Annotated in this window: 21 protein-coding genes and 1 pseudogene; 12 read left to right on the top strand and 10 right to left on the bottom strand. The window is 67.7% G+C overall.

Annotated elements, in window-relative coordinates; translation table 11 throughout:
• The 3 genes and pseudogenes from ABZY13_RS33055 to ABZY13_RS33045 all read left to right on the top strand — a co-directional run.
• Positions 1 to 207, top strand: a pseudogene (locus tag ABZY13_RS33055) (hypothetical protein); the annotation flags it as partial.
• 33 nt (positions 208 to 240) lie between these two features.
• Positions 241 to 564, top strand: coding sequence for a hypothetical protein (locus tag ABZY13_RS33050; protein ID WP_356637442.1), 324 nt, complete (start codon positions 241 to 243; stop codon positions 562 to 564).
• A gap of 180 nt (positions 565 to 744) precedes the next feature.
• Positions 745 to 1,074, top strand: coding sequence for a hypothetical protein (locus ABZY13_RS33045; protein WP_356637440.1), 330 nt, complete (start codon positions 745 to 747; stop codon positions 1,072 to 1,074).
• A 170-nt stretch (positions 1,075 to 1,244) separates the two neighbouring features.
• Here ABZY13_RS33045 and ABZY13_RS33040 read toward each other — a convergent pair whose 3' ends face one another.
• Entirely contained in the window at positions 1,245 to 1,964 is a 720-nt protein-coding gene (locus tag ABZY13_RS33040; protein ID WP_356637444.1) for a TIGR02391 family protein, read from the bottom strand.
• A 72-nt stretch (positions 1,965 to 2,036) separates the two neighbouring features.
• A complete protein-coding gene (locus ABZY13_RS33035; protein WP_356637438.1) occupies positions 2,037 to 2,306 on the bottom strand; it encodes a helix-turn-helix domain-containing protein in 270 nt (89 codons plus the stop codon).
• A gap of 64 nt (positions 2,307 to 2,370) precedes the next feature.
• Between ABZY13_RS33035 and ABZY13_RS33030 the strand changes: the two genes are divergently transcribed.
• The 3 genes from ABZY13_RS33030 to ABZY13_RS33020 are packed head-to-tail and all read left to right on the top strand — an operon-like array spanning position 2,371 to position 4,945.
• Positions 2,371 to 3,132: a site-specific DNA-methyltransferase gene (locus tag ABZY13_RS33030; protein WP_356637436.1), complete on the top strand. Its 762-nt coding sequence runs from the start codon at positions 2,371 to 2,373 to the stop codon at positions 3,130 to 3,132.
• Positions 3,132 to 4,283, top strand: coding sequence for a tyrosine-type recombinase/integrase (locus ABZY13_RS33025; protein ID WP_356637434.1), 1,152 nt, complete (start codon positions 3,132 to 3,134; stop codon positions 4,281 to 4,283). Before ABZY13_RS33030 ends, ABZY13_RS33025 begins: the two co-directional genes overlap by 1 nt.
• On the top strand, positions 4,280 to 4,945 hold the full coding sequence (locus tag ABZY13_RS33020; RefSeq protein ID WP_356637432.1) for a hypothetical protein: 666 nt from the start codon (positions 4,280 to 4,282) through the stop codon (positions 4,943 to 4,945). Before ABZY13_RS33025 ends, ABZY13_RS33020 begins: the two co-directional genes overlap by 4 nt.
• A gap of 216 nt (positions 4,946 to 5,161) precedes the next feature.
• Here the strand turns inward: ABZY13_RS33020 and ABZY13_RS33015 are convergent, their stop codons facing one another.
• Positions 5,162 to 5,335 (bottom strand): hypothetical protein, encoded by a 174-nt coding sequence (locus ABZY13_RS33015; RefSeq protein WP_356637430.1) that lies wholly within the window; start codon positions 5,333 to 5,335, stop codon positions 5,162 to 5,164.
• A gap of 250 nt (positions 5,336 to 5,585) precedes the next feature.
• Between ABZY13_RS33015 and ABZY13_RS33010 the strand changes: the two genes are divergently transcribed.
• On the top strand, positions 5,586 to 6,491 hold the full coding sequence (locus ABZY13_RS33010) for a Ku protein (protein ID WP_356637428.1): 906 nt from the start codon (positions 5,586 to 5,588) through the stop codon (positions 6,489 to 6,491).
• Here the strand turns inward: ABZY13_RS33010 and ABZY13_RS33005 are convergent.
• A complete protein-coding gene (locus ABZY13_RS33005) occupies positions 6,488 to 6,823 on the bottom strand; it encodes a DUF6233 domain-containing protein (protein WP_356637425.1) in 336 nt (111 codons plus the stop codon). The two genes, ABZY13_RS33010 and ABZY13_RS33005, sit on opposite strands and share 4 nt — an antisense overlap.
• 47 nt (positions 6,824 to 6,870) lie before the next feature.
• Here ABZY13_RS33005 and ABZY13_RS33000 point away from each other — a divergent pair, with 47 nt between their 5' ends.
• From ABZY13_RS33000 to ABZY13_RS32990, 3 genes are read left to right on the top strand one after another with little or no spacing between them, the layout of a single operon-like run.
• A complete protein-coding gene (locus tag ABZY13_RS33000; RefSeq protein WP_356637422.1) occupies positions 6,871 to 7,095 on the top strand; it encodes a hypothetical protein in 225 nt (74 codons plus the stop codon).
• Positions 7,092 to 7,289, top strand: coding sequence for a hypothetical protein (locus tag ABZY13_RS32995; RefSeq protein ID WP_356637420.1), 198 nt, complete (start codon positions 7,092 to 7,094; stop codon positions 7,287 to 7,289). The genes ABZY13_RS33000 and ABZY13_RS32995 overlap by 4 nt, the downstream gene beginning before the upstream one ends.
• Positions 7,290 to 7,325: 36 nt before the next feature.
• Positions 7,326 to 7,481, top strand: a complete 156-nt coding sequence (locus ABZY13_RS32990) for a hypothetical protein (RefSeq protein WP_356637417.1) — start codon at positions 7,326 to 7,328, stop codon at positions 7,479 to 7,481.
• Positions 7,482 to 7,534: 53 nt separating this feature from the next.
• On the opposite strand, the gene ABZY13_RS32985 is transcribed toward ABZY13_RS32990, so the two are convergent.
• The 5 genes from ABZY13_RS32985 to ABZY13_RS32965 all read right to left on the bottom strand — a co-directional run bounded on the left by ABZY13_RS32985 (position 7,535) and on the right by ABZY13_RS32965 (position 9,032).
• On the bottom strand, positions 7,535 to 7,837 hold the full coding sequence (locus ABZY13_RS32985; RefSeq protein ID WP_356637415.1) for a hypothetical protein: 303 nt from the start codon (positions 7,835 to 7,837) through the stop codon (positions 7,535 to 7,537).
• 90 nt (positions 7,838 to 7,927) lie between these two features.
• Positions 7,928 to 8,158 carry a hypothetical protein gene (locus tag ABZY13_RS32980; protein WP_356637413.1) on the bottom strand — a complete coding sequence of 77 codons (231 nt, stop codon included), beginning with the start codon at positions 8,156 to 8,158 and terminating at the stop codon, positions 7,928 to 7,930.
• Positions 8,159 to 8,255: 97 nt separating this feature from the next.
• Positions 8,256 to 8,435, bottom strand: coding sequence for a hypothetical protein (locus tag ABZY13_RS32975; protein ID WP_356637411.1), 180 nt, complete (start codon positions 8,433 to 8,435; stop codon positions 8,256 to 8,258).
• A gap of 33 nt (positions 8,436 to 8,468) precedes the next feature.
• On the bottom strand, positions 8,469 to 8,702 hold the full coding sequence (locus ABZY13_RS32970) for a hypothetical protein (RefSeq protein WP_356637409.1): 234 nt from the start codon (positions 8,700 to 8,702) through the stop codon (positions 8,469 to 8,471).
• Positions 8,703 to 8,765: 63 nt separating this feature from the next.
• Entirely contained in the window at positions 8,766 to 9,032 is a 267-nt protein-coding gene (locus ABZY13_RS32965) for a GntR family transcriptional regulator (RefSeq protein WP_356637407.1), read from the bottom strand.
• 233 nt (positions 9,033 to 9,265) lie between these two features.
• Between ABZY13_RS32965 and ABZY13_RS32960 the strand changes: the two genes are divergently transcribed.
• Positions 9,266 to 9,436, top strand: coding sequence for a hypothetical protein (locus ABZY13_RS32960; RefSeq protein WP_356637405.1), 171 nt, complete (start codon positions 9,266 to 9,268; stop codon positions 9,434 to 9,436).
• A gap of 72 nt (positions 9,437 to 9,508) precedes the next feature.
• Here ABZY13_RS32960 and ABZY13_RS32955 read toward each other — a convergent pair whose 3' ends face one another.
• Entirely contained in the window at positions 9,509 to 9,763 is a 255-nt protein-coding gene (locus tag ABZY13_RS32955; protein ID WP_356637403.1) for a helix-turn-helix transcriptional regulator, read from the bottom strand.
• Positions 9,764 to 10,047: 284 nt separating this feature from the next.
• Between ABZY13_RS32955 and ABZY13_RS32950 the strand changes: the two genes are divergently transcribed.
• The gene (locus ABZY13_RS32950; RefSeq protein ID WP_356637401.1) at positions 10,048 to 10,293 is read left to right on the top strand and encodes a hypothetical protein; all 246 of its coding nucleotides are present in this window, start codon (positions 10,048 to 10,050) and stop codon (positions 10,291 to 10,293) included.
• The last annotated feature ends 302 nt before the right edge of the window (positions 10,294 to 10,595 follow it).

The following is a 10,595-nucleotide window of genomic DNA, read 5'->3' as shown; positions in this document are numbered from 1 at the left end:
GGCGCCTGGGCCGCCGCCATCCTTCAGACCGCCCAGGCCGTCATGTCTCTCTTCGTCGGCCTCGGCCTCGACTGGTCCGCCGACCGGCAGGCCCTCTGGATGGCCACCATCGCCGCCCTCCTCGCCGTCGTCGAACGGTTCATCGTCACCCCGCCCCTCGCCACAACCCGGCTCGAACAGACCAGCACCATCAAGACCACAGCGTGACCAAAGCATGGCGTTAGCAGCGGGGAGGGCGTGATGGGCAGCGAAGTGTTCGGGATCAACGTCGTCGATGGCGGCGCCGTCGGCCTGCTCGTCCTCGTCTTCCTCTTCGTCCTCACCGGAAAGCTCGTCCCGCGGAAGACCCACGAGGACGCTCTCGCCGACCGCGACAACTGGCGGGCCGCCTACCTGGAATCAGAGAAGGCCCGCCAGGTCGAGCACGAACAAACCGGCGAACTCCTAGAAATGGCGAGACTGAGCGGCAACATCCTCACCGCCCTGCCACACCCCGGGCAGACGGACGACGAGGAGGTGAACGCCAGTGCTCGCATGGATCCGCCGCCTCGTGCACGAACGTAACAAGCCCGACGTGAGCGAGTCCGAGGCTGCTCTTGAGCACTCTCGGACCGCCCGCCGCGCAGCCGAAGAACGACGCCCCGCCGTCGAAGCAGCCGTCGCCCCAATCCGACGAGCCCGCCAAGAGAACCACCTCCGCGAACGCATCGAACTCGCCTTCGCGGAACGTCGAGGAGCACGGCCATGACCAGCGACCTGAGCGCGGACCAGTGGTTGAACTCGATCATGTCGGCGCTGGCCTTCCTGGCGTGCGCCACCTTCGCGGTCGTCTACCACGCCAAAGCGCCCTGGTGGCGATCCACCACCGGCTGGAACCTCATGGGCTTCGCCGGCGCCGTCGGTCTGCTCTGCCTCTACACGGTGCTGATCACGCTGTGGCCCGAGGGCTGCACCGCGGTCATCCTCCGCAGCGTCCGCACAGCCGTCGTCCTCGCCATCATCATCCTCATGATCCAGCGCACCGCCATGGTCATCCGCATACAGCACGAACCGCGCAAGCGAACCGGGGTATGACACGACTGCGCCCCCGAGCCTCTGCCGTAACAGGGGAGCGGAGGCGCTTCGTCGTACTCTGGCGTCAGCCGCCTGGCCTGAGACGCCCACGCGATGGACGTGTCCACCGTCTGCGACGTGAGGGCGGCGAGTGGATAGGAGGGCCGGAGCCGACGGGCGCTGGCCCTCCGCTAGTTGGAACGGCGGCGCTGCGCGCGGCGAAGCAGCCGGAGCAGGAGATCGGCGAGCTGAATCACTTCGGCCGCCTCTACGGGGTCATCGAAGTGAACGGTGCGATGGCTGGCTGGGTTCTTGAAGGCGCCGATCGCACCGGCGAACAGCTCCATCAGGGCAACGACCTCGCCTGCATGTGCACCCTCATCGGCAAGCGGTCCGCCGGCCTTCCATGCCTGCCGCATCAGCGGCACACCCAGAAGCGAGGCATCCAGGCCCGATGCTGCCCGTACCTCGACTTCAACCGTCTTCATTGCAGCGAAGCAGGCAGTCTCGTAGTCGCCCAGATTGAAGATCGGGCGCACCTTTGCCTCGAGAGCCGGGTCGAGAACCCCTGCGAGACGATCAGCCGCCCAAAGTTTCGCCTGACCGCTCGGATCCTTCGCTATCTCACGGCCGTCGGTGGTCACGCGTTGCCAGGAGGAGTCCGTGTTCTTTGCGTGCGGCCCGATGAGTCCCCGGGCCTCCAGCCACGCCCAGGCATCCGAGAGTCGGCCAAGGAGATGATCCTTGTCGCGCTCGCCGTTCTGGTCGAAGGCTTGCTCGGCTCCGCGAAGCATGTTGTTGGCATTGATCGTCGCGACGTCCCCGAACGACTGGAGCAGGGCCATGGCGAGTTCAGGAGTCGGAAGGTCACGGATCTGTTCAGTCGGCACAGGGCCGGAGTAGCGCATCATCACTCACCGACGCTAACAGCCGCACTGCCGCTGGGGCTCCCCTGCAGTGGCTTGCTAGCGCATAACGTTCCCTTATGCGCTAGAACCTGGGCTTTCGTTCGACCCCGCAGGGCGCTCCTCGTCGGCCGCCCTGCGCTTAGCACGAGCCGGATGCGCCGCACGCCAAGCGAGCAACTCCTCCTCGTCATGCATCATCGTCCGCCCGAACCGCCGCGGCTCTGGGAAGTCCGTCCCCTTGTGCTTCGGCGGACGCGGCTCGCGATCACGCACGTAGTAGTAGACGGTCCGCTCGTCCACGCCGAGAAGGTCCGCTGCTTCCTGCGTCGTCAGATACCTGCCCACACCCAACAGAGTAGGGGTAGCATTAACCCAAGAGAGTTGGGTTAAGGAAGAGGAGACAGACAGCGTGAGCCAGCCGTACTACGCCGACGATGCCGTCACGCTGTACGTCGGTGACTGCCGGGACATCCTGCCGAGCTTGACCGAGCGTCCTGACTCGTGCGTTACCGACCCGCCCTACGGAGAGACCGCTGCAGAATGGGACCGATGGCCGGACGGCTGGGTCGATGCCGTAGCGGCGGTGCTGCCGCCCTCGGCTAGCCTGTGGTGCTTTGGGTCGGCACGAATGTTCCTTGAGCACGCTGCAGACTTCACGGGCTGGAGGTTCGCGCAAGAGGCCCTGTGGGTGAAGCGCAACGGCTCGGGCCCAGGCTCCCGTGACCGTCTCGTCAAACTCCACGAGTGGGCCTACCACTGGTACCGCGGCAAGTGGAGCGACCTGCACCACGAGTGGGAGCGGGAACGCACCACGGCCAACAGAGGATCTGTTCGGAAGGCGTCACGCTCCGCCGAGCACCAGAGGGACGGGCGTGCGACCACTTGGGTGGACGACGGCATGCGTCAGCCTCGTTCCGTCACCTACGTTGTCGAGACCCCGTCGGTGCGATACCGGAAGCGGCACCAGGACGAGAAGCCGCTCGCCGTTGTTGAACCGCTCGTTCGTGAGTGCACACCGCCCGGCGGCCTGGTCCTCGATCCAATGGCCGGGAGCGGTACCACTTTGGAGGCCGCAGTGGCGTGTGGACGGCGAGCCGTTGGCATAGAGAAGGACGAGCGCTCTGCGGAGATGATCGTCATGCGATTGGCACAGATGGGGCTGGCGGTGTGATGACCCAAGTCGACCATTCACTGGTTACCCGAGCCGGGCAGTCGATCGCGCTGCCCGGCTCGGACCTGTTCGAGGAAGTCCGCCGCAAACTCGTCGACGATCTTGGCCTCGTCCAGGTCGACCGCCGCGGGCAGGAGCGCATCTACCGGCCCCGCGCCGAACTCCTCGCCGAAGCCGTCACCCCCGAAACCTTCGTCATGGTCATGGACTGGCTGTCCTCCACCCGGCGCGGCAGCCTCCAGACGAAGCGCAACTACGTCGACGACATCCGCCGCGTCTGGGGCGGCTACGCGCAAGAACTCGGGCACGACCGCTTCTTCCTCGGCTGCTTCACCCCCGACCACATCCGCGCCTGGCGCCTCCGCATGGAAGGCCGCGACGTACCGCCCACCACCATCGCCCGCTACCTCAACGCGCTCTCCTCCCTCCACACCTACGCCGCCGAGAAGATCGACCTACCGCGGAACCCCGTCACCCAAGACGACCGGCCCAAAGTCGACAAGGGCAACACCTCCCGCAGCACACCTGTCCTCGAAGTCGAGGAGATCCAAGCCGTCGCCAACGCGGCAGAGAACGAGTTCGACGCCCTCGTCGTCCTCCTCCTCTACACCCTCGCCGGACGCGTCACCGAGATGGTCGCCGCCGACGTCACCGACCGCATCGAACGCGGACGCCGCTCCTACCTCGACGTCACCCGCAAGGAACACAAGGAGCGCATCCTCCCCCTGCCGGTCACCGTCGCCGAACTCCTCGACGCGCACACCGCGGACCGCACCGAAGGACCGCTCCTCCTCGACGCCGACGGCCGCCGGCTCGACCGGCACGACGTCGCCCGGCTCCTCACCCGCCTCGGCCGCAAAGCCCGCGTCCTCACCTGCCTCACCGTCGACAAGCCGGGCCACGCCTTCACCCGCTGCAAGGTCTGCCGGAAGCTCACCCCACACGTCCTCCGCGCATCCCGCATCACCCACATGCTCGACGCAGGCGAACCCCTCGCCGAAGTTCAAGCCTTCGCCGACCACGACAACCCCGCCACCACCGTCGGCTACTGGAACCGCCGCAACAAGGGACAGAGAAACGCCGCCCACGTTGACGCGGCAGAAGCCCTCTTCAACGGCATCACCGACCGCTTCCGACTGGGGGAGAAGTGACTGTTCACGAGGACGCCGCCCGCGTACTGCTCGAAGAGATGCAGGGCGAGCCAGCGGGAGCCTCGGTGCTCGCCCGCATGACCGCCTCGCTCTACGAAGGCGCGTACAGCCGCCAGCTCATCGCCTGGATAGGGCAGACGCAGCACGAACCGGCCTACTGGCCACCCCATCAGGTCGCCACCCTCACTCACGTCCTCGACGGCCTGGTCTACGGACGCATCGTCCGGCGACGCATCCCCGTCGGCGCGACGCCCGGCCCCGACGCGGACCGCCAGGGGAACGCGAAGAAGTTGGAGGCCGTCAGCCATCCGTTCCACGCCAAGCTGGACATGTCGCAGAACGGGGCGGACTGCGACGGCACGCTCTCGTGGGACGAGCCAGTCAACCTCTGGCGAGCGCTTGGCGTCCGCGTTCTGCACGAGAAGGGCCTTTACGGTTCTCTGCACGCACCCTTTGAGGCCCGGCCCTGGCAGGTGCCGCTTGAGGTCGGCTACACGCTGCCCAGCCGCACCGCCGCGCACCTGATGATGGAGGGCGCAGTCGCGCGGTGGGCTTATGAGGACAAGGAGATCTGCCTTCTGCTCGACCTCCCTCGCCTCGGGCAGACGACGGGGACCCGGCCACTGCCTACAGGGATCGAGCCCTTCAGTCTCGGTCTGTAGGTCGCATAAGAACGCCCTCGCCACCGATTCGCCTGCGAGGGCGTCGTGTTGTCGGGTGCGGCCTGCCAGCGGGGTACTCCCCACGCCCCCGAGGGGGTCGCTGCGAACGAGGCAGGCCGCGCGGACACGGTACGCAGAAGCCGCCCGCCCTGTCATCCCTCCGTGCCACACTGCTTGCAGGCCCGCCTCGTCCCCCGTCGAGGCGGGCCTGCCTCGTCAGGCCTGCGGTTCGGGTAGCTCGCCGGGCTTCACTTCGACGATCTCAACGTTGGTGCAGCCGGCGTCCTCCAGCTCGGTCTTCCGTTCGGCGGCGCTGGGTTGGTCGTAGGCGACGGCGGAGGCGCGCGGGCGGCCGTCAGGGTCGGTCCAGGTGAGGCTGTAGTTCTGCATGCGGGCATGATGCCTGCCACCACTGACAGCGGCGAATTTCAGCCGCGGATCTACCGCATGGCTGGATCGTGATGCATGGTGTGAGGGCGGGATCCTCCCCACCACCGCCAGGTGACGGATCCCCCTCCTGGGCCCTGCCGTGCGTGACCGGCCGGCAGGGCCCGCCGCGCCTCCCGGCTCCCCACGGGAGGCCACGCGGCTGCCCGGCTCGTAGGCTGGACCTTGCTCGGGGCCGTCTGGGAGGTCCGCCATGCCCCGAACCATCTGGTCCGGCGCCATCTCGTTTGGCCTGGTCACCGTGCCGATCAACGTGCAGTCGGCCACCGAGAACCACTCCATCCAGTTCCACCAGTACCACCTGGAGGACATGGGCCGGGTCCGCTACCGCAAGGTGTGCGAACTCGAGGACCGCGAGGTCGCCCAGTCGGAGATCGGCAAGGGCTACGAGCTGAGCAAGACGCAGGTCATCCCCATCAGCGACGACGATCTGCGGAACCTGCCGCTGCCGACCGCGAAGGCGATCGAGATCGAAGCCTTCGTGCCCCTCGACTCCGTCGACCCGATCCGTATCGGCGAGGGCTACTACCTCCAGCCTGACGGGCAGGTCGCCGCCAAGCCGTACAAGCTGCTCGTCCAGGCCCTCGGCCGCTCCTCGAAGGTGGCGGTGGCCAAGTACGCCTGGTCAGGACGCGAGCGTCTCGGCCTGCTCCGCGTCCGCGACGACGTCATCGTCCTCCACCCCATGCGCTGGCCGGATGAAATCCGCGACCCCACCGAACTGCTGCCCCCTCCTGTCGACGTGACCGAGGAAGAGGTCGAGGGCGCGCTCGCCCTGATGGACACCATGACCGTCGACGAGCTGGTCGGCGACGAATTCCAGGACCGGTACACGGAGGCCGTCGCCCAGATCATCGAAGCGAAGCGGCAACACATCGCGCCGCCGCAGATGCCGGAGCCGGCGGAGGAGCCGGGGCAGCTCGTCGACCTCATGGCCGCACTGAACGCGTCCGTGGCCAAGGCGAAGGCGTCACGGGGCGAGGGCGGAGACGCCGACGTCCACGAGATGCCGCCGCCGAAGAAGACCGCGAAGAAGCGGCCCGCCAAGAAGACCGCGGCCAAGAAGGCGGCTCCGCGCAAGCCGCGCCGGTCGGCCTAGCCGTCGAGGTAGCCGAGGCCGGTGTCGGGCCGGCAGTGCGGGCAGGCGTCCACTCCTTCGGCGAGGGCCTGCCGCGCCTGGCCGGCGGTGGCGGGCCGGGACCTCCTGCCCGCCATGTGGCAGCCGCCTGCGTGGACGTACACCGGCACCCGTCCGGTGAGGCCCTGCTCCAGGAGCCAGTCCGGTGCCGGCGGGCGGGCGGCGATACCGCGCTGGCGCTCGGCTTCCCGCTGCTCGGCTACGGCGATGGCCTGCCGCACCTCGGCAAGGGCGAGGGCGAGCCACCGCTCCAGGGTGCGGAGACGCGGCAGATCGGGCGGCAGATCGGTCACGCCTCCCAGCTTGCCCCATAAATCGAACAAGGTTTCTACTGGGGGGTATGGCACAGCACCGCGTAGACCACCTCACCGTCATCCAGGAGCGCATCCTCCGCCACATCCGGCAGACCATCGCCGACCAGGGTGAAGCGCCCACCGGTGCGGAGATCGCTGCCGCCGTCGGCCTACGCAGCAGGTCCAGCGTCCACTACCAGCTGGTCGAACTGGAGCGGAAGGGCGCCATCGTCCGCACCGCCGGCCGCACCCGCGGAATCCGGCTCGCGTGAGTGACCCTTCCCGCTACTACGTCCTGCTGACGATCGACGGCCGACCCGTACTGCATGGCTGGTGGGGGAGCGAGGCCACGGCACGCTCGAAGGTGAGCGGGCTGATCGGCGACTACGGGCGGCCCGGCGTCCGTGTCACCCTCACTGACGAGGCCACCGGCGAGACGTTGACGGAGTGGCCATCTCGCGGCTGACCGTCTGCCATGCTGGCGCGGACGGAGGAGGCGCGGATGAGCCGCTGGGGCAACATGATTCCGCACCGCGAGGACGACGACACCTGCCTGTGCGGATGCCAGGACGACATCGTCGGCAGCGAAGAGGACTCCCAGCCCGGCCGGTACGTCTTGTCGACGCGACGCCCGGGCGCTGTCAGTGGCCCGACGTAGGCTGGGGCCATCTATCAGCCCTTGCTGGCGCTGAGTGGTCCCGCCCCGCCTGGTCACGCAGACGGGGCGGACTGCGCGGGTTCTTCCTGTCGCGCGTCGGCGTTGGGACCGAGGATGTGCAGCAGCTGCCGCGCAGCCCCGCCGCTCAGTTCTTCCTCCGCGTAGCCGATCGCCTGGAAGTGCGCCGCCGCAGCCACGACTTGACGGTCCAGATCCAACCCGGCGGCGATGGCGGAAACGAGCTTCGGGGTCACCTTGTAGGGCTTCCCGGTGATTATGTTGCCCACGAGGCTCTTGCTGGGTGCCCAGCCGGACTGCGGATCCACTGCAGACGCCGCAAACTCGCGCGTCGTCATGCGGCGGCCCTCGCCGACACTGCGCCTAACGAGCTCGGTGAGAGCGTCTCGCTGCTGATACATGCCATCCACCCCCGTCTGGTCGGATGCCTAGTCTGCATCCCCGTGTCGGACGGTCTTCTTCACGGCCATCTCGACGTCGATCCGCGGTTTGCCCTCGGCCTTCGCGTACTCGGTGACGGCGGCCTGGAAGGCGTGCGCGGCGTCGAGCCAGGCATGCCGCGCGGCGTCCAGGTCGACGTTGCCGGGCGTCGTGTAGCGGGCGTGCGCCTCCTCGGCCGCCTGCTCCAGCGCCACAAGGTCATCGAAGGTGTGTGCCACCCCGGGATCCTACGTGGCACGTCGCGGATCGCTTCCCCGGCGCCACGAGAGTGAGGAATGGGCAGGTCGGATCGCTTTGCGGACAGCCGCAACGTGATCATGCAGCGGTGGTGACCTGGTTCCGCACAGCGCGCACCCACTCGTCCCGCAGCTGCTCGTACCGGTCCCGGGTCGGCCCCCACAGCCAGCCGCCGGTCTCCACCAGCAGGGCGCGGATCTCCGCCTGCAGGGCCTCGGCAGACCGAGCAGCACCATCCGACGGGGGAGAGGTGGGCATGATGCCGATCCTACGGGCGAGGTCTGACAGCGGCTACGGATTCTCGGCGGGCGGCCGCGGCAGCGTGTACACCCGACCACACGACATGCAGCGTGGGCGACCTGCATAGCCGGTAACGACGCCATCCTTCGTCATGCAGACCGCACCGTTGGGTGCCATGTTGTCGCCATCGAGGACGAACCACGCCTCGCCGCAGGTGCAGGTAGCCCCATCGTGGGCGGGCTGGACAGCCTCGAACCCACGCTCATCAAGGTCGATCGCGTTCATGTGACCAGCGTCGACTACCCAGGGTGCCGATCCCAAGGGGAATCAGTGAACGACTTACGACTTCTACGACTCCGCCTCTGGCGGCTGCCCGACGTAGGTGCCGCGGCCCTGCACCTTCCACACGACCCGCTCCTCAACGAGCACGTCAAGCGCGCGCCGCACCGTCGTCCTCGCGACCCCGTACTCCTGCACCAGCCGCGTCTCGGACGCGATCGGCCGGCCCTCAGCCCAGTCGCCGCGGGCAATGCGCGCCTTCAGGATCTCCGCGAGCTGCCGGTACGGGGTGACGGGGCCCTCGTGGTCGATCTCGGCATCCGGGTCCATTCCCATGCAGGCGACGCTAGGCAGGGCACTACGAGTCAGCATCTCGGGCTACGTCTCACTACGTAGCGAGACAGAGCGATACAAGCGGGGTAGCCTGCAATTGCAGGACCCCCGCGACCGCGGTCACGGCCCGGGGGCATGGCCCACGCTGCTAAGGGAGCGTCGACGTGGACGAGCCTACGGACCCTGGCACCACTCGCGGTAGGCGGTTAGTCGCCGCGCACACCGACCTCACGCCCGTGCAGGAGGCTTACAGCGCCTGGACCGGCCACCGCCTGCGCTGCCACGGCTGCCGCGACATCGACGCCGGCGCCTGCGACGCGGCGGAAGCCCTGTGGCGGACGTACAACGACCTTGCGGACGCCGCGTATCGGCAGGTCCGGACCGCAGGATCACAGGCCACAGGTTGACTGACAGGCAAAATCCAGGGCTAAGGTCGGGATCCCGCTCAGATGTTGCGGCAGGCGCACTTCCGTGAATGGTCAACTTGTTGTTGACTCGGATACACCCGGTCCGGAAGGCGGCTGGGGGCCGCTACCTAGCAGGTCAGTGACGTGCACCCGTAAGGCATGAGCGATCAGCAGGAGGTCCGAGAACTGTGGGTCTCTGCGAGCGCCCTCGTAGCGCTGGATGGATCGCCGTTCCATGCCGGCGAGGTGTGCCAGCTGCTCCTGTGAGAGGTCCGCTCGGTGTCTTAGCTCGGCGATCCGGTGCCCTAGGGCGACGCGGCGCTGCATGACCCAGTCGGGTCTCGGGGTACGGCGGGCTGGCACGCTTCACACGCTTCGGCGTTCGTGATCTTGTGTCAGTACCCAAACGGTCGCCAGTCGATCAAGATTGGCAACCCGGCCGTGCGGCGTTCTGGCATATGCCGCACGGCTCCGTGTAATGTCCACGAATCGAACACCTGTTCACCCGAAAGGGTGAAACAAGCCCCTGACCTGCATCCCTTTGAATGCGATGGGCAGGCGCGCACCACCCCCCACTCCCACACGGCCCACCCCACAACCAGGAGAACCACATGGACCGTCAGGAGATCCTCGACCTCTACGAATGGCAGCCAGGGGTCTGCTTTCGGCATCCCCGCAAGGGCGAACTGCCCACCGCTCACGTCAAGACGATCCGACCCTCGGCCGGCGGCGTCCAGGACGTTCGCGCCTGCCAGGCCTGCGTGTACGACATGGAGCGCTCCCGTAAAGCCGCGAGCGAGCGCCAGGGCAAGGCATACTCCCCGGGGCGGCTCGGATCGGACGACGAGGCAGATTAAGGCCAGGTCGGAGCCCTCGGTGGCCCGCCAGCGCGGGGAGTTTCTGGGGAGCGACCGCCTCGCTGGGAGTGGATGGGGAGATCCAGAATGAGCGACACGGCTCGCCTGTGTCAGGCTATGAACGGCTGATGTCGCGTAAGACGTGCAGGTCAGAGCGGCCAAGGGGGCGCGAGAGCGAATCGCCGCAGGAAGCTGACCAAAGCGAAGCCATACGGAGAACATCTGGCTGCGAACCAAGCGCCACAACGCCAGCGGCAAGGTCGTCTCCGGCACCGGCGGGGTCTGCTACCTGTACTTCCCGG

Source organism: Streptomyces sp. NPDC006610 (genome assembly GCF_040611575.1).
Taxonomy (GTDB): Bacteria; Actinomycetota; Actinomycetes; order Streptomycetales; family Streptomycetaceae; genus Streptomyces.
The sequence above is the reverse complement of the archived record's forward strand: the minus strand, read 5'-3'. Positions and strand labels throughout refer to the sequence as shown.